The 23,144-nt window shown below is 41.4% G+C and carries 21 protein-coding genes; 2 read left to right on the top strand and 19 right to left on the bottom strand.

What is annotated here, in order from left to right:
- Positions 1-342 precede the first annotated feature (342 nt).
- The 18 genes from spoVM to LG307_RS09405 all read right to left on the bottom strand — a co-directional run bounded on the left by spoVM (position 343) and on the right by LG307_RS09405 (position 18,735).
- Positions 343-423 carry a stage V sporulation protein SpoVM gene (spoVM, locus tag LG307_RS09490; protein WP_060665857.1) on the bottom strand — a complete coding sequence of 27 codons (81 nt, stop codon included), beginning with the start codon at positions 421-423 and terminating at the stop codon, positions 343-345.
- 71 nt (positions 424-494) lie between these two features.
- Positions 495-1,184, bottom strand: a complete 690-nt coding sequence (locus LG307_RS09485; RefSeq protein ID WP_404450033.1) for a thiamine diphosphokinase — start codon at positions 1,182-1,184, stop codon at positions 495-497.
- Between the two features lie 32 nt (positions 1,185-1,216).
- Entirely contained in the window at positions 1,217-1,402 is a 186-nt protein-coding gene (locus LG307_RS09480; protein ID WP_404450032.1) for a hypothetical protein, read from the bottom strand.
- Between the two features lie 53 nt (positions 1,403-1,455).
- A complete protein-coding gene (gene rpe, locus LG307_RS09475; RefSeq protein WP_404450031.1) occupies positions 1,456-2,109 on the bottom strand; it encodes a ribulose-phosphate 3-epimerase in 654 nt (217 codons plus the stop codon).
- Between the two features lie 3 nt (positions 2,110-2,112).
- Positions 2,113-2,991 (bottom strand): ribosome small subunit-dependent GTPase A, encoded by an 879-nt coding sequence (rsgA, locus tag LG307_RS09470; protein ID WP_404450030.1) that lies wholly within the window; start codon positions 2,989-2,991, stop codon positions 2,113-2,115.
- An 18-nt stretch (positions 2,992-3,009) separates the two neighbouring features.
- The gene (gene pknB / locus LG307_RS09465; RefSeq protein ID WP_404450029.1) at positions 3,010-4,983 is read right to left on the bottom strand and encodes a Stk1 family PASTA domain-containing Ser/Thr kinase; all 1,974 of its coding nucleotides are present in this window, start codon (positions 4,981-4,983) and stop codon (positions 3,010-3,012) included.
- A 5-nt stretch (positions 4,984-4,988) separates the two neighbouring features.
- Positions 4,989-5,738, bottom strand: a complete 750-nt coding sequence (locus LG307_RS09460; RefSeq protein WP_404450028.1) for a Stp1/IreP family PP2C-type Ser/Thr phosphatase — start codon at positions 5,736-5,738, stop codon at positions 4,989-4,991.
- Between the two features lie 9 nt (positions 5,739-5,747).
- Complete coding sequence (gene rlmN / locus LG307_RS09455) at positions 5,748-6,839, bottom strand: 23S rRNA (adenine(2503)-C(2))-methyltransferase RlmN (RefSeq protein WP_404450027.1); 1,092 nt, start codon at positions 6,837-6,839, stop codon at positions 5,748-5,750.
- A gap of 3 nt (positions 6,840-6,842) precedes the next feature.
- Positions 6,843-8,180, bottom strand: coding sequence for a 16S rRNA (cytosine(967)-C(5))-methyltransferase RsmB (gene rsmB, locus LG307_RS09450; RefSeq protein WP_404450025.1), 1,338 nt, complete (start codon positions 8,178-8,180; stop codon positions 6,843-6,845).
- Position 8,181: 1 nt separating this feature from the next.
- The gene (gene fmt / locus LG307_RS09445; RefSeq protein ID WP_404450024.1) at positions 8,182-9,129 is read right to left on the bottom strand and encodes a methionyl-tRNA formyltransferase; all 948 of its coding nucleotides are present in this window, start codon (positions 9,127-9,129) and stop codon (positions 8,182-8,184) included.
- A 5-nt stretch (positions 9,130-9,134) separates the two neighbouring features.
- On the bottom strand, positions 9,135-9,614 hold the full coding sequence (def, locus tag LG307_RS09440; RefSeq protein WP_404450023.1) for a peptide deformylase: 480 nt from the start codon (positions 9,612-9,614) through the stop codon (positions 9,135-9,137).
- Positions 9,615-9,632: 18 nt separating this feature from the next.
- The gene (priA, locus tag LG307_RS09435; RefSeq protein WP_404450022.1) at positions 9,633-12,044 is read right to left on the bottom strand and encodes a primosomal protein N'; all 2,412 of its coding nucleotides are present in this window, start codon (positions 12,042-12,044) and stop codon (positions 9,633-9,635) included.
- Positions 12,041-13,246, bottom strand: coding sequence for a bifunctional phosphopantothenoylcysteine decarboxylase/phosphopantothenate--cysteine ligase CoaBC (coaBC, locus tag LG307_RS09430; protein ID WP_404450021.1), 1,206 nt, complete (start codon positions 13,244-13,246; stop codon positions 12,041-12,043). Before coaBC ends, priA begins: the two co-directional genes overlap by 4 nt.
- Before the next feature lie 543 nt (positions 13,247-13,789).
- The gene (gene rpoZ / locus LG307_RS09425) at positions 13,790-14,023 is read right to left on the bottom strand and encodes a DNA-directed RNA polymerase subunit omega (protein WP_010193109.1); all 234 of its coding nucleotides are present in this window, start codon (positions 14,021-14,023) and stop codon (positions 13,790-13,792) included.
- A 1-nt stretch (position 14,024) separates the two neighbouring features.
- Complete coding sequence (gene gmk, locus LG307_RS09420; protein WP_404450020.1) at positions 14,025-14,639, bottom strand: guanylate kinase; 615 nt, start codon at positions 14,637-14,639, stop codon at positions 14,025-14,027.
- Between the two features lie 15 nt (positions 14,640-14,654).
- On the bottom strand, positions 14,655-14,918 hold the full coding sequence (gene remA / locus LG307_RS09415) for an extracellular matrix/biofilm regulator RemA (RefSeq protein ID WP_010193107.1): 264 nt from the start codon (positions 14,916-14,918) through the stop codon (positions 14,655-14,657).
- 60 nt (positions 14,919-14,978) lie between these two features.
- Positions 14,979-15,854, bottom strand: coding sequence for a YicC/YloC family endoribonuclease (locus tag LG307_RS09410; protein ID WP_404450019.1), 876 nt, complete (start codon positions 15,852-15,854; stop codon positions 14,979-14,981).
- A gap of 193 nt (positions 15,855-16,047) precedes the next feature.
- Positions 16,048-18,735 carry a calcium-translocating P-type ATPase, SERCA-type gene (locus LG307_RS09405; RefSeq protein ID WP_404450018.1) on the bottom strand — a complete coding sequence of 896 codons (2,688 nt, stop codon included), beginning with the start codon at positions 18,733-18,735 and terminating at the stop codon, positions 16,048-16,050.
- Between the two features lie 158 nt (positions 18,736-18,893).
- On the opposite strand from LG307_RS09405, the gene LG307_RS09400 reads away from it, so the two are divergent.
- Positions 18,894-20,597, top strand: a complete 1,704-nt coding sequence (locus LG307_RS09400; protein ID WP_404450017.1) for an NFACT family protein — start codon at positions 18,894-18,896, stop codon at positions 20,595-20,597.
- A gap of 168 nt (positions 20,598-20,765) precedes the next feature.
- Positions 20,766-21,524, top strand: a complete 759-nt coding sequence (locus tag LG307_RS09395; protein WP_404450016.1) for a SurA N-terminal domain-containing protein — start codon at positions 20,766-20,768, stop codon at positions 21,522-21,524.
- Here the strand turns inward: LG307_RS09395 and LG307_RS09390 are convergent.
- Positions 21,516-22,553, bottom strand: a complete 1,038-nt coding sequence (locus LG307_RS09390) for an NERD domain-containing protein (RefSeq protein ID WP_404450015.1) — start codon at positions 22,551-22,553, stop codon at positions 21,516-21,518. The genes LG307_RS09395 and LG307_RS09390 overlap by 9 nt on opposite strands.
- Positions 22,554-23,144 lie beyond the last annotated feature (591 nt).

Below are 23,144 nucleotides of genomic sequence, written 5' to 3'. Positions count from 1 at the left end.
TTTATATAATAGGTGCTTTTTAAGCATGGAAAAATTGGTTCGACCAATTTTTTTGCAGGTTCGGTCATTCTCTCTAATATTTTCATGGGGGTTCGGACAATTCATTTGAATGTTTGGTCAATTTCATAGTGTTGTTTGGACAATTGAAAAATTGGTTCGGTCATTTATCCGAAATCTTCGGCCAATTTTGCAAAATCTTCGGCCAACTTTCGAAAAACTTCGGTCAAATTCAACAAATCTTCGGACATTTGCCCAACTTACACACTTTGCCGCCCCGCAATCAGCTCTACCTTTCAATCAAAACACCATTCATTTATAAAAAAAGCACCCTTTTGAGGTGCCTTACTCCTTTTTAAACGACCCAAGCATAGCTCGGATTATTCCCCCCAAGAACCTAGGTAGTTTGATTGTATAAAATTTCATTACATTCCCTCCTCCGAACTTTTACCTTTTTATTAAATCAGGTTGCAGATTAGCGGATCGTTGGGACCGTGTTAGGATAATGGATGATAATCACGGCTCCTTATCACCATTAATATGCCTTCATCAAATGAAAAAGTACCACTTTCCACTTCAAGTTCATTACTAATACATAGTGTGTCCCCGAAGCGAATATGCTTTTTTTCTAGAGGATATTTAAATCCCTTTAACGTGATGCCTTTTACATCAGGGGTGATGGGCATAAATGAGACAAAAGGTAAGAAGCAATCTTTAGCAATCGTGTATGTCCCTTCCCTAAGAGCATATAGTTTATTTTGAACATCATGTATTTCGATCAGCGCTCCTCTATCAAGCCCTTTTAACAGCAGTTGAATGTTTCCGAGAAAGTGATCTAGCCTTCCCCCGGTCCCGCCAAAAATCCTGATAATTTCTGGATCTTGTTCCAACGCCCAATTGACTGCTATTTCAGTATCTGTTTCGTCTTTTTCGCTTGGATGGACTTCTGCTTCAGGGAGTTGTGCTTTTATGTCATGAAGCTCTTCGGCTGTAATAGAGTCAAAATCACCGAAAGCTTTAAATGGTTGAATATTATGTTCTAGCAGGTAAGTTACGCCTCTATCTACACCAACCCACACCACATTCTCTGCTTCCAAAGCATGCAAGTCGGGGATAAGGTCTGGCGGTCCCCCCGCAACAATATGTATAATCAACTGTCTCTCTCCCTTTCCTTCTTTAAAAATCATTAACGTAAAAAAGCCTTCTGTACGAAGACTTTTTACGTGCTGGAGGAATCGTCATAATCATAACGGAATCCGTCCAGTTGTTTATTTTCCACTGCAACCGCAGAAAACTTTTTGAGCAACTGTTCATACATATCAATTTCGCTATAGTCGGTGCTATTGGACAATGCTGAATGCAACGCTTGTTCAAGTATTGCCTGGTCATCCTTCGAGATATTCATCTAAAGAATTCCTCCCTCATCATTTACCATTAGCTTTCCGCACAAAAGCAAAGTTATGACAAGTTACTTCTGATGGAGGAGATTGCCTGTTTGCGATCTTCTTTGTTGTAGATAGCTGAGCCTGCAACCAGAACATTTGCTCCAGCTTCAACACATAGCTTAGCTGTTTCTGGATTCACGCCACCATCCACCTCTATATCAATAGACAATCCTCTTTCTTCCACCAAGGAAGCTACCTGTTTAATTTTAGGCAACACATCGTGAATGAAAGCCTGACCGCCGAATCCAGGGTTGACTGTCATCAAGAGCACCAAATCCACATCATTCAAAATAGGGAGGATGCTTTCTACAGGTGTAGCTGGATTGATGACTACCCCTGCTTTCACGCCTTGAGCTTTAATATGCTGAATGGTCCGGTGAAGATGACGGCATGCCTCTACGTGTACGGAAATGATATCTGCACCAGCTTTGGCAAAATCAGCAATATAGGTATCAGGGTTTTCAATCATCAGGTGCACATCTAAAGGCAAGTTTGTGATGGGGCGAACTGCCTCTACAATTAATGGGCCAATGGTGATATTGGGCACAAAATGTCCATCCATCACATCAATATGAATATAGTCTGCTCCTCCTTGTTCCACATCAAGGATGTCTTTTCCTAAGTTGGCAAAATCGGCACTTAGAATGGAAGGGGCGATTTTTATCATATTTTAGTACCTCGGCTTTCTGTCTTTTATTTCTTCTACAAAAGAAACGTAATGTTTGTATCGGTAGGAAGCAATTTCTTCGTTTTCCACCGCTTCTTTGACCGCACATTTTGGTTCTTTCAAGTGAGTACAGCCACGGAATTTGCAATCATGGCTTTTTTCTACAAATTCAGGAAAACAATCTTTCACGTTTTCCGCTTCCATTTCAAGGAACTCTAATGAACTGAAGCCTGGCGTGTCCGCAACAAAACCGTGATTAATTTCAATTAGCTCCACATGCCGTGTTGTGTGTTTTCCTCGTCCTAAATGGGAGGAGATATTATCCGTCTTCAATTCAAGTTCAGGTCGTAACACATTCAAAAGAGAGGATTTACCAACTCCTGATTGTCCCGCAATAACCGATGTCTTATTTTTCATGTATGGTAATATTTCCTTTAGCTGCTCAGGTTCCTTCGTAGAAGTTAACAGCACTTCGTAACCAATTGAACGATAATAATCCGCAAACGCCAACAAGTTAGCATCTTCATCGAGAAGATCCATCTTGGAGATGCATATTAAAGGACTAACATCTTTGGATTCGATCAGTACAAGAAACCTATCCAATAAAACGGTACTGAATTCAGGCTCCATAGCAGAAAATACAAGTATCGCCTGATCAATGTTTGCGATAGGCGGCCTTACCAACTCATTTTTGCGAGGCAATACATCCATAATGTATCCTTCTAGGTCGTTTTCCGCTTGAAATACAACGGAGTCCCCAACAAGAGGGGTTATCTTATTTTTACGGAAAACCCCTCTCCCTCTACATTGGGTAATTTTGCCATTCGTAGTCAAAACATAGTAAAATCCGCTCAATGCTTTGACAATCTTGCCTTCTGGCATACACTCACTCCTTAGTATCTACTCGATATCGTCATAATTAATGGTTTTATTTTCAACTTCTTTTCCATCTACGACAATTTTGTATTTAGCCTGTTGCTTATAGGCAACTGTCACGGTGAAACTGGTAATCAAATCTTCCGTAATAATGAAAGTTTCTTTTGGTTCACCATCCATGGTGTTATTAAGGTCCTCCAAATATAATTCAACTGTCTGCTCTGCGCCTTCTTCTTCCGGGTCATATTTTACTTCAAGTGGAATATCCACAGTTTTATCTCCAGGTTGTGGCCCATCAGAAACAATAAGTTTTATCGTATCCCCTTTTTTAACTTGGGATTCAGGTGCAGGTTCTTGTTTAATAATATTCCCCTCTGAAACAGAATCATTATACTCACGGCTAACTTCTGGAACTAACTCTAAGCTCGCAAGATGTCGCTGAGCAAACTCAATGGACGAACCTTGGTAATTATCCAATTCAATTGGGCTTGTACCCATTGAAACTATAAGCTTGACCATTGTTTCTTCCGGCACTACGCTTTCTCCGGCTTCTGGTTCTTGACGAATGACTTCTCCTTCTGGTACATCATCAGAATGCACTTCGTCGATTTCATATCCATCAAATTTAGCTGTATCGATTCTATTAATTGCTTCATCGACAGGAAGTCCCGAGTAATCAGCCATTTCGACCTTTTCTTTCCCTAAACTCTGAAAGATGGTAATCGCTTTACCCTCTTTTACTACTTCCCCAGCTTCAGGAAACGTTCTCGTTACTCTGCCTTCTTGAATTTCATCACTAGGTTCTTCTTTGGGTTCTTCCAAGACAAAACCTAAATCGATCAGTTGTTTCACCGCATCATCGTACTCTTGGTTGGTTACATCCGGAACCGTAACATCCTTAGGAAGAAGCATAGATGGCAGAATGGTAAACGCAGCAATCCCGCCCCCGACAAGCAAGAAAAGTAGAATGAGCAAAGCAATGATCCATTTTTTCTTTTTCTTCTTATTAGGTGGAGGTGGTTCTTCTGCCTTTTCACTCACAGGCTTATTTTCTGGCGGTCGTATTCTAGTCTCATCTTCGTTGGTGAGATTGTTTAAGCTGCCCTTAATAATCGGGATAGCCTTTGTAGCCTCTTCATCATCATCTGGGATATGAAACTTAGGTTCATTCATACGGCCCGGTTCAAGCGCCGTCATGACATCCGTCTGCATTTCATCTACTGAAGCATAGCGGTGAAGCGGATCTTTTGCCATCGCTTTTAATACGACATTTTCCATACTTTGAGGTAAAGTAGGGTTCCAACGCTTTGGAGATGGCGTCTGTGATTGTAAGTGCTTTAAAGCAATGGAAACAGCTGATTCCCCAGAAAACGGCAATCTTCCTGTTAACAATTCAAACATCACGATCCCTAGTGCATAAACATCAGACTTTTTAGTTGCTAAACTTCCTCTTGCCTGTTCAGGAGATAAATAATGAACCGAACCTAAAAGCGAATTTGTCTGCGTAATCGTAGTTGAGCTCAAGGCCATGGCAATGCCAAAGTCTGTTACTTTCACTGTGCCATAATCATCAACCAATATATTCTGCGGTTTAATATCCCGGTGGATTATCCCGTTTTCATGGGCATGTGAGATAGCTGAAGTAAGCTGGTTCATGATCTCCACTGCATTATATTGTTCCACAGGCGCATATTGTTGAATGTATTGCTTTAATGTTTTTCCCTTGACATGCTCCATTACGATATAATAAATGTCGTCTTCTTCCCCGATATCATAAATACTGACTATATTCGGATGATCTAAGCTTGTTGCAGATTGTGCCTCTCTTCTAAAGCGGCGAATAAATTCTTCATCATTTGCAAAATCTAACCGTAATACTTTAACTGCAACATCACGATCCAAAATCATGTCATGGGCAAGGTAAACATTCGCCATACCACCGCCACCGATGACTTCCATAATTTTGTAGCGATCATTTAATCTTTTACCTATTAACACCTAATTCACCCACTCCCAGCTTCGGAGACAGATAATTCCAAGATGGCAACCGTGATATTATCTTCCCCACCGTAATGGTTGGCGCGTCTTATTAATTCCTCTGCCCTATCAGACAAAGCATGGTTCCCATTGTTTAAAACCTCCACAATCTCGCGGTCTTTAACTTTATCACTTAACCCGTCTGAACAAAGGAGAATATATCCTGGATCATCATATGTAATGGTTTTTATATCTATTTTCACTGTTTTTTCTGTCCCTAAAGCCTGTAGTATAACATTTTTTCTAGGATGATGCTCTGCATCTTCTTTTGATATTTCCCCGGTTTTCACAAGCTCATTAACAAATGTATGATCCTCTGTTAATTGCTTGGCACCTTCTTCTGAAACGAGATATATTCTGCTGTCACCGACATGTGCAAGCGTTACAAAAGCATCACCAATGATGGCAGCAACTACCGTAGTTCCCATCCCATGACATTCCTCATGAGAATTTGCATATTCAAACAGTGTTTGATTGGTCTGAAGAATGAACGTCTTCAACCAGATTTCAGCAGGTTCAGGGGAAGAGATATTGGTTGTCTCTTCCCACATTTCTTTGATGTGACTTACTGCTCTTTCGCTTGCCACTTCACCTGCTTGATGGCCCCCCATGCCGTCACAAACCACTGCCAGCTTTGTGCCGTCTTTGTTAACAAAAATTCCCCCATTGTCTTCATTATGTGAACGAACTCTCCCTCTATCTGTTAAAAAGACCATTAACCATTGTCACCTCGTCTCTTCTTTCCGCTCCTTCGCACGCAGTTGTCCGCATGCAGCATCGATGTCGTGGCCTTGCTCACGACGAACTGTTACATTGACACCAAGATTTTTCAACGTTTTTTCAAATAAGTTAATTTGTTCTTTTGGCGTTCTAACATAGTCACGCTCTGGAACGTAATTCACGGGAATTAAATTCACATGACATTTCATGCCTTTTAGGAGCTGCGCCAATTCTTCGGCATGCTCAACTTGATCGTTTACGCCTCCGAATAAGCCATATTCAAAACTAACTCGACGACCTGTTTTTTTGATGTAATAACGGATGGACTCCATTAGTTCAGGTAGTTTGTAAGCTCTGTTTATAGGCATTAATCTTGAACGTATTTCAGTATTTGGCGCATGCAGGGAAACTGCAAAGTTAATTTGCAGATTTTCATCCGCAAATTTATAGATTTTCGGGATGATCCCACTAGTAGAAACGGTAATATGACGTGCACCGATATTTAGGGCTTTGTCATGGTTGATAATTTTCAAAAAGTCAAGCATTTCATCAAAATTATCAAACGGTTCCCCGATACCCATGATTACCACGTGACTGACACGCTCCTCCATTTCATCAAGGGCCTGTTGAACCTTCACTACTTGTGCAACAATTTCTCCTGCTTCAAGGTTGCGTTTTAACCCGCCAAGAGTAGAAGCACAGAATGTACAGCCGATACGGCAACCTACCTGGGTCGTTACACATACAGAGTTTCCGTATTCATGCTTCATCAGAACCGTTTCGATGGAGTATCCATCATGCAGTTCAAAGAGGAATTTCATTGTTCCATCAGAAGAGGTTTGTTGAACGATTGTTTTCAATGTAGTCAGGGCATACGTCTCTTCTAACTTATCTCTCAAGCTTTTTGAGAGATTGGACATTTCTTCAAATGATGTTACACGCTTTTGATAGAGCCATTCAAAAATCTGCGTTGTTCTGAATTTTTTTTCTCCGATACTTACTAACCATTCTTCCAATTCATGCAATTGTAAAGAATAGATGGACGGTTTACGCGTTGCTTCTTCTTGTTTGATTTGTTCTTTTGTATTATGTTCCATCTTTTACACCTGCCTTTTTAGTCTAACAATAAAAAATCCATCCGTACCAAAATAGTGAGGCAATAGTTGGAGCATACCTTCTTTAACATAGCTGTTTACCTTTTCTGGCAGTAATTCTTTAATGTTGAAATCTATTTCAAATTCTTTGTTTGCTTCTAGAAATGCTTGTACAACATCAGCATTTTCTTCATTATCAATTGTACATGTACTATAGACCAAAGTTCCACCTTTTTTTACAAGAGGTGCCACTTCCTTTAGTATAGCCAATTGAATGGAAGCTAGTTGCTTGATGTCCTGCATGGACTTTGTGTATTTCAAATCTGGCTTCCTGCGGATAACACCAAAACCTGAGCATGGGGCATCTACCAAGATTTTATCGAACTGTTCCGGCTTGAAAATTTCTTGAGCCTTTCTGCTGTCTAGTGCCTGTACTTCAATGTTGGAAAGCTGAAGGCGCTCTGCTTGATCTTTAATAAGTTTTACCTTGTGCTCGTGAAGGTCTGTTGAAATGACTCTACCACTATCCTTTAATAATTCGGCAATATGTGTGGTTTTCCCTCCAGGAGCTGCACAGCAATCATATACAAAATCATCTTTTTCTACACCAAGCGCTTTTGCTACAAGCATGGAACTCTCGTCTTGAATGGTCATATAGCCATTTTTAAATGCATTGGAATAGGCCATATTTCCCTTCAACGAGACAATGCTTTCTTCTGCAAGCTCCCCTTTTTCCACATTAAATCCTTGTGTAGTGAGCATTTGAAGCACTTCATCCACTGATCCTTTAGCCGTATTCGCCCTTGCGGACTGGTGAGGAGGAACGAGGTTCATCTCACACATTCTTTCTGTATCATGGACGCCGTATTGTTCGATCCATTTTTCCACCAACCATTTAGGATGGCTTGTCGCGATGGAAATGCGTTCCACATCGTTTTCTATTTTCTCTAAATCTGGGACACCGTTACGCTGTATGGACCTTAACACACCATTGACTACGGATGCAACACCTTTGTGCCCTCTTTTTTTGGCAATTTCCACCGCTTCATAAATGGCTGCTCGTGCTGGAACCTTGTCGAGGTACAACATTTGATACAAAGTCATCTTTAACAAGACTTTTACCCAATCCTGCAGTTTTTTTTGTTTTTCTATATAAGAAGCCAAGTAATAGTCCAAGGTGATGGTGCGTTGAATGGTTCCATAGACCATCTCGGTAAAAAGCCCGGCATCCTTTTTTGATAATTTCCCTGAATCCAGGTAGTTGTTTAACAATAAGTTACTGTAGGCTTGCTTTTTTTCTACATTCAGTAATGCTTCTAAAGCAAGTTCTCTTACATTTTTCATTTTAGTCTCCTAGCTTTGTGCCTTCTGATAAAGAAGCTCCTGCGCCGTTCAAGTATTGCGTTCCAGTCATTCTCTTCTTACCAGCCAGCTGCAAATCTGTTATTTTAATCCCTGTTGAATTGCCTGTTTTAACGATGAATCCGTCATCCTCCAACCCGATGATGGTCCCAGGTACAGCACCATTAGCAGTTTGGGTTTTCTCTCCCCACCAAACTTTCATAACTTGACCATCCATGGTTGTATAAGCAACCGGCCATGGATGCAGCCCACGAATATGGTTATAGATCTGCTCTCCATCTTTCGCCCAGTCAATCTTTTCCTGTTCGCGCTTAATGTTGGATGCAAACGTTGCTTCTTCATGATTTTGTGCTGTTGCTTGTAGCTGTTCATCAAAAAGTCGCGGAAGGGTTTCGGAGAGCAACTTAGATCCGGCAATACTTAATTTATCATGTAAGGTACCGACATGGTCACGCTCTTCAATTTTCACTTCCACCTGTGTTAACATATCACCCGCATCTAATTTTTCTACCATATACATAATGGTTACACCAGTCTTCTCATGACCCTGTATGATGGAGTAGTGAATTGGTGCGCCGCCTCGCAACTTTGGAAGCAACGAAGCATGGACATTGATACAGCCATATTTCGGTGCATCAAGCAAGGGCTTGGGTAAAATTTGCCCGAATGCGGCAGTTACAATCAAATCAGGTTCTAATGAAGTGATTTTTTCATATTCTGCTGCATCTTTAATCTTTTCCGGTTGGTAAACAGGTATTTGGTGCTTTTCCGCCTCTACTTTTACAGGAGGTGGTGTCATAATTTTTTTTCTTCCCTTTGGACGGTCAGGCTGTGTTACCACGGCAATTACTTCGTATCCATCTTGGATAATCTGCTGCAAAACAGGTACCGCAAAATCCGGTGTCCCCATAAATACAATTTTTTTCTTCATCTGTATCACCCTTCTACTTCCAACTCATCTGGTTCAAAATATCTTAACACTTTAGATGTGAACAATACACCGTTCAAGTGATCTATCTCATGTTGGATCGCGCGGGCAAGAAAACCTCGCGCCTCCAGCTCGTACCATTTCCCTTTTCTGTTTTGAGCACGGACTTTAACATAATCGGAGCGCTTTACTTCTCCGTACAAATCAGGAAAGCTTAAACAGCCTTCAGGTCCCACCTGTTCTCCTTGTTCTTCCACTATCTCAGGATTGATTAATTCTAATTTGCCATGTTTATCGTCAATATCTACAATGGCGATTCTTTTTGCGATTCCAACCTGCGGTGCTGCGAGGCCCACCCCGTCTGCCTCGAGCATGGTATCATACATATTGGCCAGGAGTCGGATTAATCTTTTATCAAAAAGGGTTACCGTCTCACAGTTTTGTTCCAGCACAGGAGCCGGGTATTTCACGATATTTAATATAGTCAATCTTGATTCCTCCATCAGTTACATAAGCATATAAGGATTTAGATCAATATGAACCGCTAACTTATCTTGATCCATTTGTGTTTGGTATTTTTCCATTACTGTTTTCAATGCTTCTTGAAGTTTTGGTTCTCGTTTATACTTAATGATGCATTGATACCTGTAACGGTCTTTTATTCTCGCTATGGGAGAAGCAACCGGTCCAAGTATAACAGCCTCTTTGGATAATTGCATGTTTAAGAAATGGGTAATTTTTTCTGTTACGGTCACGACTTTAGTCAATTCCTCATGTGTCACCGTAACAAGCGCCAAATAGTAAAATGGCGGATATTGATGCAGTTTTCTAATCTGCATTTCTTGTTGGTAGAATTCCAGGTAGTTATGTGTACCTGCAAGTTCTACGCTGTAATGTTCCGGACTGTATGTCTGGACCACCACTTCGCCGGCCAGTTCATGCCTGCCGGCTCTTCCGCTTACCTGCGTTAGCAGTTGAAAGGTCTTTTCTGAAGAACGGAAGTCAGGAATATTCAGCATGGTATCCGCCGTCAATACTCCTACAAGCGTAACAAACGGAAAATCAAGCCCCTTGGCAATCATCTGGGTACCAAGTAAAATATCCGCTTTCCTGTCCCCGAACCGCTGCAGAAGCTTCTCGTGAGATCCCTTCCTGCTCGTCGTATCCACGTCCATCCTAACGACCCTTGCTTGTGGAAGCAGCTTAGTTAATTCTTCCTCCACCTTTTGGGTACCTGTCCCAAAGAAACGAAAATGGTCACTGTCACAGGAAGGACAGGTAGAGCGGACAGGTTCCTCGTAACCGCAATAATGACATTTCATTTGGTTGCTGCTCCGGTGATAGGTCAAGGAGATGTCACAATGGGGACATTCCACCACATATCCACAGTCTCGACACATTACAAAAGAAGAATAACCTCTTTTATTTAAAAATAAAACGGATTGTTCGCCTCTTTCCAATCTTGATTGGAGTTTTTCAAGAAGGCTTCTGGAAAACATCGATCTGTTCCCTTCCCGCAATTCCTCTCTCATGTCGACAATTTCCACTGCCGGCATTCCTTGTTCATTCATTCTTTTGTCCATCGTCAGTAGCTTATACACCCCTTTGGATGCACGTGCGAAGGTTTCAAGTGTGGGGGTGGCACTGCCAAGAACAACAGGGCATTGATGATATCTGCCCCTTTCTAAAGCAATATCGCGGGCATGATAACGAGGGGTGTCCTCTTGTTTATAGCTTGTTTCATGTTCCTCATCTATGATGATGATACCTACATTTTCAAAAGGTGCAAAGATAGCGGACCTTGCGCCGACAACAACCTTTACTTCCTTTCGATGGATTTTTCTCCATTCATCGTACTTCTCTCCCATTCCAAGACCGCTGTGCATAACAGCCACGTCAGAGCCGAACCTAGATTTGAATCGGTTAACCATTTGCGGAGTCAAGGCAATCTCAGGAACAAGCACAATTGCTTCTTTCCCTTGCTTTAAAACGGCATCGACAGCTTGCATATAGACTTCTGTTTTACCGCTCCCTGTTACACCGAACATGACAAACGCCTCATGCGTATGTTGTTCAATGGAATTTAGGATGGGGGTGATCGCTTCTTGTTGCTGATAAGTTAATGCGAGGGCTTGAGATTTTTTAAATTCTCTATTTTCATAGGGATCTCTGTATATTTCTTCATCACTTTCTGAGAGAATACCAAGTTTGACCAAAGCCCCAATAGCACTTGTTCCAATCTGCAGGTCTTCTAACAATGCTTTTTTCTCCATCATTTCATGGTTTGTTTCCATAAAATAATCTAACAGTTTATGTTGAGATGCAGCGCGGGCGCCGATTTTTCCTTTTGCTTCGATCAAATCTTCCTTCGACGCCTGCAGCCGGATCACTTTTCTCGTTTTCTTGGAAAGTTTATCTTTGACTTCATAATAAACTTCTAATACATCTTCTTCGATCAGGCGCTTGATCGTTTTGAAGTGACTTGTACCTGCCATCTCTTCAAATTTGACGCGGTTGTATGTGTGAAAAAAAGGTTGAAGCTCTGAAGGAATACCCTCCATGTTGCTGGCGATAAGCCATTTTTCGTATTTCGCCTTTAATGCAGCAGGTAACATGGCCTGGTAAGCGGAGATGGTAAAACATAGTGTATGATCTCGCAGCCAGCTTGCCAGTTGCATGAGTTCTGGTGTCAGTATGGGCTGAATATCGATCAACGAAGTAATGGGACGTGTTTTGGGTACGGTTGTACTGTCTTTTACATCCACTACAAAGCCTTGGATCTGCCGTGGACCAAAAGGCACGTTCACCCTCATTCCGGGTTGAATGAATCCATTCCATTTTGCAGGAATTTCATAATCAAAGGCTCTGTCCGTTTGTTTGGCGGGAACGTCAACAATCACACTAGCATAATAGGTCATCGTTTTTCCTCAAGGGCTGCTGCAACTTCCTCAAGCAATGCACTAGCCACATCCCGCTTGGACATCATCGGCAGTGAAATGCTTGTACCATCTTTTTTATAGATGGTTACCAGGTTCGTGTCCGTCCCAAATCCAGCACCTGATACTGTCACATTGTTAGCCACCACGTAATCTAGGTTTTTCTTTGCTATCTTGCCTTTAGCATATTCCTCCACATTATTCGTTTCGGCCGCAAATCCTACAAGCACCTGATGCACTTTTCTGTCTCCTAATGTTTTAAGAATATCTATTGTCCGTTCTAACTCTAAAACACTGTCCCCGGCCTGCTTTTTCATTTTGATATCTGACACAAATTTTGGACGGTAGTCGGCAACCGCGGCTGATTTAATGACAACATCTGTTTGTTCATAATGATCCATCACCGCGTTGTACATTTCTTCGGCAGATTCCACTCTAATTGTTTGTACATTAAATGGATCTGGAAGATTTGTCGGGCCTGAAACCAAGATTACTTCCGCACCTAAACTAGCAGCCACCTCCGCAATGGCATATCCCATTTTCCCTGTCGAGCGGTTTGTGAAAAAACGAACGGGATCTACTTTTTCAACCGTCGGCCCTGCCGTAACAAGTATCTTTTTGCCTGTTAAAATGAACTCATCTTGCTTTTGAAAATATAACTTGAGTCCTTCGACGATGGTTTCAGGTTCTTCCAATCTACCCTTTCCAACATACCCACATGCCAAAAAGCCTTCGCCAGGTTCAATGAATCGATACCCGAAAGAGACAAGCCTCTCCATATTCTGTTTAACTGCAGGATGGTCATACATATGTACATTCATTGCTGGTGCAATCCAAACAGGGGCAGTACTTGCCAATAAGGTTGTCGTAATCATGTCATCTGCCAATCCGTTGGCAAGCTTCCCGATTACATTGGCTGTTGCAGGTGCAACCAGTACGACATCGGCCCAGTCTGCAAGATCTATATGAGAAATAACGGCCGGATTCTTTTCCTCGAATGTATCAGTAAATACTTCGTTTCTTGATAATGCTTGAAAAGACAATGGTGTAACAAATTTGCAGGCAGACTGGCTCATGATTACCTTCACTTCGGCACCTTGCTGGACCAGCTTACTTGTTAAAGCGACCGCTTTATAGACAGCTATTCCGCCTGTGACACATAATAGGACTTTTTTATTTTTCATTTCACAACCCCCGTCATGTACTAGAAAATCCATTTAACCCCGTTTGTTCTCAATAGCCTTAATGCTATTGCCTCACTAAGAAAAACCGTGCATAATCCGCCCGGTCCTTTTATTTTTAAAAATTTTGCGGTTTGGTTAATCGCCGCTGTTCCTTTCCGCAAATGGCTTCGCTTTCCTAGGGGCTGACGAGAGCCTCCTCGGCTACGCCTGCGGGGTCTCCACCTAGCGCTATCCCCCTCAGGAGTCTTCGCCTTTTGCTCCAATCCACAGCTTTAGATTACTATAACGATACGTTATTACATTTACAGTTACCTCAGTTAAATACCTCTTCATAGACCCTTAGGTGAATAAAGGCATCTTGTTGATTGGAGTGGAAGGCGCGCAGACGCCCGCGGGATAAAGGGACAGGTGAGACCCCTGAAGCGGAGTGAGGAGGCTCACGGACCGTCCTCAGGCAAGCGAAGCGCCTGGAACGGAAATCAACCGTACTATAATCTTTCTTTCTTTTTAAAAAAATAACAACCTATTTCTAGGTTGTTATCTTTACTTGTGATTTAGGATGCCTTCGCTTCTTTCAGCAGTTTTGATAGTTTTGGCAGAAAGTAAACCTGCATCAATCTCTTCAAGGGCTTTTCCTACAAATTTGTAGGAAACCGTTTTTTCGATCATTTGGTCGTTTACTTGCTGCAGTTCACGAGCGCGTCGTGCCGATACCGTAACGAGCGTGTATTTAGAATCTAATTTTTGCATTAGTGAATCGATAGATGGATATAACATATTATTCCGCCTCCAGCATTTGCTTATATTTTTCACGCAATCTTGTGCGTTTATAATGTTCCGCTTGAACAATTGCTTTAATTCTGTCACAAGCAAGGTCCACTTGGTCATTTTCCACCACATAGTCATAAGCGTCCATCATTTCGATTTCTTCTTTGGCAACAGTCATGCGGTTGTTGATTAGATCTTCAGTCTCTGTACCTCTTGTTGTGATCCGGTTCTTAAGTTCAGAAAGGCTCGGCGGCATCAAGAAGATGAAAACACCTTCAGGGAATTTGCGCTTTACTTGAATGGCACCTTGAACTTCAATCTCAAGGAAAACATCCTTTCCTGCTGCTAAACATTGTTCCACATAATCAACAGGAGTGCCGTAGTAGTTCCCGACATACTCTGCCCATTCGATGAATTTATCTTCTTCTATTAACTGTTCAAATATTTCTCTGGACTTGAAGAAGTAATCCGTTCCGTCCACTTCTCCCTCACGCGGTTTACGTGTTGTCATGGAAATGGAATAGTGCAAACTGACATCTTCTTTTGAAAATAACGCTTTTCTTACTGTACCTTTTCCTACACCAGATGGTCCGGAAAGGACAATTAATAATCCTCTATCTCTCATTATATTTACAAATACCTACCCTTCATCAGACATATCATCTTTATTTACCAGGCGTTGTGCCACTGTTTCAGGTTGCACGGCCGATAAGATAACATGATCGCTATCCATTATTAGTACTGCTCTTGTGCGCCTTCCATAGGTTGCATCTATTAACATACCCTGATCTCTTGCATCTTGGATAATCCGTTTGATCGGCGCAGATTCAGGACTAACAATAGATATGATACGATTTGCTGATACGATATTACCAAAGCCAATATTTATCAACTTTATGCTCATGGTTCCCACCTCTAGTTACAAACTCTATTCTAACCGTGTTCTCAGGTTAGTAATCAACGATCATTCAATGTTTTGCACCTGTTCTTTAATTTTTTCCAGGCAAGCTTTCATTTCGACTACCAGATTCGCAATATTTGCGTTGTTTGCCTTGGAACCGATGGTATTCACTTCCCTGTTCAATTCCTGGACAAGAAAATCAAGCTTCCTGCCTACAGGACCTGAAGTATCCAAGGATTGTGTGAATTGACCTAGGTGGCTGTTGATTCTTTTCAATTCTTCATTGATGTCAGCCTTATCAGCAAAAATAGCGGCTTCTGCCAGTATACGTTGTTCATCAATCTGGGAACCTAAATAGTCCTTCAGTTTTTTCTCCAATCGCAACCGATACGCTTCCACAACTGTCGGGCCTAGTTCTAAAAGCTGCTCCGACATAGTTCCGATAAAGTTTAGATGGGTGATAATATCCTTTTTCAACTGATCGCCCTCAGCCGTACGCATGGCAACCAATTGCTTGGACGCTGAATGGATTTGTTGCAGCAATGATTCTTCTATTGCTTCCATTCCTGTTTGAGTTTCCATAATCGAAAACACATTTTCTAATTTAAGTATATCATTAATCTCGATGGAACCGGAAATTTGGTATCTATCTTTTACCTTATGTATAGAATCTATGTATGCCGAGAGAAGCTCCCAATCCACATTCAAATGTTTATCCTGTATGTCTTGGCCCTCAATCGTTATGAACATTTCTATTCTTCCTCTGTGCAAATAAGAGCTTACGATTTTTTTCATCTTCTCTTCGATTGCTAGGAACTGCTTAGGCATCCGGATATTAATCTCACAAAAGCGATGGTTAACAGATTTCATCTCGACAAGGATCTGATATGCCCCTTGTTTGGCTTCTGCCCTTCCAAAGCCTGTCATACTTTTCACCATAGTATACTCACGTCCGTTTTTAAGTATAGAAAAAGAGCCGGAAAACTGGCTATTCTTGATGCTAAGCAACCACTATATTAGCATTGTTTCCCCTAATTTGAAAGCTATTTTTATAGAAATTTAAGAGGTAACTTCATGGATGGCCAGAAAAGAAGAAAAGGCAATAGAGTACCCCTCTACTACCTTGTGAGAATTATACCATATTCTTTTTTGCTTTTCCTGTGAAAAGAGTACCCACTAACAAAAAGGTCGGTAAGGATGCCATTCCCATAATCAATAACCACTCTTTAGGTGCCAGTGCTACTGTATGGAAGATCCCTTGTAAAGGTGGATAATAGATAACGATCAGCATCAAGATGATACTTGAGATGACTGCTCCGACAAGATACATGTTCTGGAACGGGTTACGATGGAAGATGGACCGTTCACTTCTGCAGTCGAATACATGTATAAGCTGCGCCATGACAAGTGTTGCAAAAGCCACTGTTTGTGCATAAATGAGGTTATCTGGATGTTGTTTGTACACAATGATGAACGCAAGCAAGGTGGCAAGTCCAATCAGGAAACCGCGCGATACAATTTTCCACCAAAGTCCTCTTGCAAACACACCTTCCCTTGGATGCCTTGGCTTGCGCTTCATTACGTCCCCTTCGGCTTGATCAAGACCAAGTGCCATTGCCGGCAACCCATCTGTGACAAGATTCACCCATAAAATCTGAATAGGAACAAGGGGCAGCGGCAACGCCAATAACATCGCAAACAGCATCACAAGAATCTCCCCGACATTTGACGCCAACAAATATCGAATGAACTTCCTTATGTTCTCATAAATATTCCGGCCTTCTTTAATGGCAGATTTAATGGTCGCAAAATTGTCATCCAATAGAACCAGAGAACTTGCTTCCTTTGCCACATCCGTTCCGGTAATTCCCATGGCTATTCCAATGTCAGAAGCTTTTATTGCAGGAGCGTCGTTCACCCCATCCCCAGTCATGGCAACAATATGGCCTTTTTTCTGCAAGGCCTTTACGATGGAAAGTTTGTGTTGCGGTGACACTCTGGCAAATACATATACGTCATCCACTATATCTTCTAGCTCTTCCTGACTCATCGTTTGAAGTATTTTACCTTCCAATACCTTACCACCCATTGGAAGGATGCCGATTTCAGCCGCAATCGCTTTAGCCGTAACGATATGGTCACCGGTGATCATCACTGTCCTGATTCCTGCTTCCTTGCATTCACGGACCGCCTGTTTCACTTCCGGCCGCGGCGGATCGATCATCCCTTGAATTCCAATAAAGACAAGATCCTTCTCTATCTCTTTCTCCTGCATCCCCTCATAAAAATTGGAAATTGGTTTGAAGGCAACAGCTATATTCCGTAAAGCCTGTGAAGCCAATTTATGAACCATGTCTTTTACAACTGTTTCATATTTGGATGAAAACAGTTCCCGTTTTCCTTCCCATAATAACGAGTCACTGACATTGGTTATAACATCCGGGGCACCCTTTGTGATGACAAACAGCTTTCCTTGTTTATCTTTGACCACCACACTCATCATCTTTCTTTCTGAGTCAAACGGGTACTCTTTTACAATTTGGAACTCATTTAAAAGACCTTCACGTGTAAACCCCGCCTTCATTGCTGCTACAGCCAGCGCACCTTCTGTAGGATCTCCATCAAGGATGTATTGGTTTTTCTTCTGAACAATATTGGCGTGATTACATAACAGACCAAATGTCAGCAGTTGATGCAAGGATTTGTTTTTACTGTTGCTTTCAGGGCCGTCTGTAATGAATTCCCCTTTTGGTTCATAGCCATTACCGCTTACATTCCAAGTGGTTCCACCTGACCAAACATGCGTAACGGTCATTTTATTCTGAGTCAGCGTCCCCGTCTTGTCAGAGCAAATAACAGAAGCACAACCTAGCGTTTCTACTGCCGGAAGCTTTCTTACTATTGATTTCTTTTTGATCATTCGCTGGACCCCAAGTGACAATGCGACAGTCACGATAGCCGGCAATCCTTCTGGAATGGCTGCAACCGCCAATGAGACTCCTGCTAGAAACATTTCATACAGACTATGCCCCTGAAGTACCCCTACCACGACTACAAGGAAAGTCAGAATTAATGCTACGGTAATCAGGATCTTGCCCAGTTGCTCCAATTTCCGCTGCAATGGGGTAATCGTTGTTTCGGCTGTCTGCAAGAGGTCTGCAATCTGGCCCATTGCCGTATTCATTCCGGTGGCAACAACAACACCAACACCTGTACCGCGAGTGACGAGTGTCCCCATGAAGGCCATATTCTCCTGATCCCCAATGGAAATATCTGATCCTTGTACAGGTTTTTCACTTTTTACAGCGGGAACGGATTCCCCTGTAAGAGCAGACTCTTCAATCTCCAATGAACTAGCCTGTACAATCCGGAGATCCGCCCCAATCCTGTCTCCGCTTCCAAATTTGATAATATCCCCTACCACTATTTCTCTAGAGGCCACTTTCCGCCATTCTTTTTCTCTAAGCACTGTTACCTGTGGTGCCGAGAGTTCTTTCAAAGCCTGCAAAGATTTTTCTGCTTTACGCTCCTGGAAAAAGCCTAAAAATGCATTGATGATAACAATGGCAATAATAGCAACCGCGTCAATATATTCCCCAAGCAAACCGGATATCAACGTGGCAGCAAGCAAAACCACTACCATAAAATCTTTGAACTGCTCTAAAAACACTAAAAAGGCGTTCGGTCTCTCCGCCTCTTGAAGTTCATTCGTCCCGTACTGCAACAGACGATTTTTTGCTTCTGATTCACTCAAACCGGCTTTTAAATCGGAATTGATCTGTTCTTCGACTTCTTCTGCTCTCATTTCATGCCATTTCATCTGTTCCACCTCACAACCTTTGCAGAAAATCTATCTAAGAAAGTCTATTCGGACTCGTCCAAAAAAATGATATACTTTTTGAGTGTTATCAGGATTGTTAAGATATAATGATGACAGAGACATTTTGAGTTTTTGAACAAGAAGGGAAGTTTATATATATGAGTTTTGACGGTATTTTTACATACGCGATGACTGCCGAGTTGAAAGATAAGCTTGAAAGCGGGAGAATTACGAAGATCTATCAACCCTATAAAAATGAGCTTATTTTAACAATACGCTCAGGAAGGACCAATCATAAACTGCTGATCAGCGCGCATCCAAGCTATGCAAGGATGCACCTGACAGAAGAATCTTATGAAAATCCATCTGAACCGCCGATGTTTTGCATGCTTCTAAGAAAGCATTTAGAAGGCAGTATCATTACACAGATCCACCAAATTGAGATGGACCGCATCATCGTTTTCGATGTGAAAGCACGGAATGAAATCGGAGATGTTTCCTACAAACAGATTATAGTAGAGATTATGGGGCGCCACTCCAATATCATCTTTGTGGATAAAGAAAAACAAATGATTTTAGATAGCATCAAGCATGTCCCGATGGCACAAAACAGACATAGAAGCCTAACACCAGGCCAGACCTATGTCCTGCCGCCTGCACAGGATAAGCTTAATCCGCTAGAAGCTACAGAAGAAACGGTACAAAGGAAACTCGATTATATCGGCGGAAAGCTAGATAAGCAGTTAGTAAATACTTTTGCCGGTATTTCCCCAGTATTCGCTAAAGAAGCTGTTCATAGAGCCGGACTTGCCAATAGGGACACTTTACCGAAAAGCTTCATGGCATTAGTGGAAAAAATCAAGGCTGGGGATCTTTCCCCTCAAATCATATCTTCAGAAAACAAAGAAGTATTCTATCTACTTGATCTGCAACACCTTAAGGGGGAAAGCAAACCTTTCTCCACACTAAGCGAAACCCTTGATCGCTTTTACTTCGGGAAAGCTTCAAGAGACAGAGTCAAACAGCAAGCAAACGACCTGGAGCGATTTATCGCAAATGAAATTCAAAAAAATGAAAAGAAAATTATAAAGCTAGAAAAAACCTTGGTCGACGCAAGGGATGCAGAAAAATTCCAATTATACGGTGAACTGCTGACCGCCAACCTTTATCAGATTACCAGAGGAGATTCAAAAGTAACTGTGGTGAATTATTACGATGAAGACGCAGGAACCATCACAATCGAACTTGATCCTCAGCGTTCGCCTTCAAGCAATGCACAGCGTTACTTTAATAGATATCAAAAAGCAAAAAACTCATTAGCAATTGTGCAGGAACAAATTGAAAAGGCCAAGTCGGAAATTCAATATTTCGAAATGCTGAACCAACAGGTGGAAACGGCTTCCCCAAAAGATATCCAGGAAATCCGGGAGGAACTGATGGAGGAAGGCTATTTGCGGATGAAACAGAAACGCAAAAAAGTCAAACCGCAAAAGCCTGTGCTAGAAACCTACTTAGCTAGCGACGGTACAGAAATCCTAGTCGGGAAAAACAACAAACAAAATGACCATTTGACCAACCGCGTTGCACGGCGCGATGACGTATGGCTCCATACAAAGGATATACCGGGCTCCCATGTTGTCATCAGAAGTTCTGAACCGACAGATGATACGATTAAAGAAGCTGCCACCATAGCTGCCTACTTCAGCAAAGCGCGTCATTCTGGTTCCGTTCCGGTTGACTTCACCAAAGTAAGGCATGTGAAAAAACCGACAGGCTCCAAACCGGGCTTCGTCATTTATGAACAACAACAGACGGTTTATGTAACACCTGACGAAGAACTAATTATTGGGTTAAGAAAATAATCGAGAGCGCCTGCTTCCTTTGCAGGTGCCTTTCTATGGAATTGTTTAAATATATACGCAATTTAGGTTTATTTTTACAAAAAGAAGGGTAATTATTTGCTTCCTTATAAAAACCATGTTTAAATGGAAAAATAGTTTTAAATGTTTTTTCAAATGGAGGGTAACAACATGAAAAAGAAATTGACGGTTTTTCTAGTAGCAATGTTAACAGCTGTTCTATTAGCTGCATGTGGTTCTGATGGAAACAGCGCTTCTAAAGAAGGCAATGAAAACAAAGAAGCGAAAGAAGGACAAGAACAGCAAACTCCTGAAGTCGAAGAAGTAGATCCTGAAAAAGTTGTTGCAAAAGTCAACGGACAGGAAATTAAAGGACAAGAATATAACGAGATGCTACAACAAACTCAAATGATGATGATGCAATTCGGTCAAGGCGGAGACGCTAAAGCAATGAAAGACCAAACTCTTAATGCATTAATCGATCAAAAAGTTTTATCTCAAGAAGTGGAAAGCAAAGGCTATAAAACAAGCGAAAAAGAAATTGAAGATTACATCAAAGATATTAAAGCCAATTACGAAAGCGAAGAAAAATTCGAAGAGGCACTTGAAGCAAGCCCACTGACAATGGATACTTTGAAAGCACAAATTTCTGAGGAATTAGCTCTTCAAAAATATATGGAAAAAGAATTCCCTGAAACTAAAGTAACGGATGAGCAGATCCAAGAATACTACAACCAAGCAAAAGAGCAAAATGAAGCACAGCAAGCGGAAGCTCCAGAAGGGGAAGAAGCTCCTGAAAACCAATTCCCAGAACTTGCTGAAGTAGAAGACCAAATCCGCGGCCAACTAGAGCAAGAACAAGTACAAAAGAAACTACAAACTCTAGTGGAAGACCTGAAAAAAGACAGCAAAATCGAGAAATTAATCTAATATGATGAAGTTCACAAACGCACCCTTTGTTCTGGGTGCGTTTTGTTTAATTTGAAGGCTTTTTAAGCAGTATCTAGAGTTGTAAGTATTTCCGATTCGCTTGAGAGATAACTCTTTTATAATTCTCCTCGCACTACGTACATTTTTTATGTGTAATAGCCTGCACACCTCTCTGATTGAAATGGATGTGCCAAATATAAAGGAATAATCAATCAAGGCTTGAATGTGAGCATCCTTTGATTGGTGTTTGCAAAAATCGCAGCTCCATTTTCTTGATTGCTTTTCCATAGCAAGTTTGTTGCAATTAGGGCAAGCAACTCCTGACAATATCTGTGACGCCTCTAGATTGTAATTTTTAAGGATATTTATGTTTTTGGGAGAATGGTGGTTAGATATCAGTAAGGATATTTCTTTTGGGGATTGAATGGTTGAGCGAATTTCTTGCTGTTTGGCTAGAATGTCGTTGATTTTAAATGTCAGGGCAGGACTTCTCACTACAAATTCTTGTACTAGAGTTGGATTGGAAAGAGCTTTTACAATAGCGTTTTGGTTTGTCACACCTACAAAACAATAACCTGGGTACCCTTCTATCCCGCAGTTGTCTAACCACCGCTTGAATTGATTAAATTGCATTTTCACTTGAAGTATGGGATCTTGCCTGGAAATTTCATGGTTTATATCTTCTTTCTTAATCTGAATGAGTTGTTGATAATCAGGATCAAAAAGAAGTGTTCCAGTTAAGTGTTTGGTTTCTAGGAGGATAAAAAATGAAGGGAACAGTAGAAGAGTATCCATTTGGAAGTGATGCTTATTGAGAAGTAGTCTTGCGCCTTTTAATACTATACAATCTTGAATTCCACTTAATTGCGACAAATAATAATCTATGGAATTTTCTCCAACATCCCCAGATCGTCTTTTACCTAATTCACTCTCAATCTGTAGGTATTTTTCATGTTGAGGTGACAGCCTTCTATGTAAGGCATCAAGCTTACACTGCATTATTGAACGACGATATCCTTGTTTAACCAATTTCCCACACCTTTCTATTTTTAAGTTCGGTAACATATTTCGACATTTATTGATTAGGTTCCTTCTTTAATGGGGAATTTTGTTATATTTTTTGTAGGGGGTGTATTTTAATCATATGGATTCTCTGTTTAGACCGGGGTTTTATTTGAGGTTCTACCGTTAAATCGCAACCTTCTACCACTTTTAGTGGGACCCTCTACATTTCCCGGATCCGCTTGTACATTTCCCAGCCGTACTTCTACCACTAATCTCTCATATTCTACAATTTTGTTTTTTTCGGCTACCTCATTTTGAAAGTAGGAATTTTTTTATCTCATTGGGGACTCCGATCAGCTTCTTGTACCAAAGTGAGAACTCACGATAAGGAACAACTAAGATTTCCATGGTTACCAAGTCAAACCTCGCTCTACCATCCACCTTCTACCGTTAAATCGCCACCTTCTACCACTTTCCTTGTGACCTTCTACATTTCCCGGATCCGCTTGTACATTTCCCAGCCGTACTTCTACCACTAAACTCTCATATTCTACACTTTCGCTCTTTTTCAGCTACCTATTTTTAAAAACAAACAAAAAATCCCCCGGACCACCG

Origin of the sequence: Sutcliffiella horikoshii, assembly GCF_044809035.1 — a bacterium.
Taxonomy (GTDB): domain Bacteria; phylum Bacillota; class Bacilli; order Bacillales; family Bacillaceae_I; genus Sutcliffiella_A; species Sutcliffiella_A horikoshii_G.
This window is presented reverse-complemented; position numbering and strand designations above follow the sequence as displayed.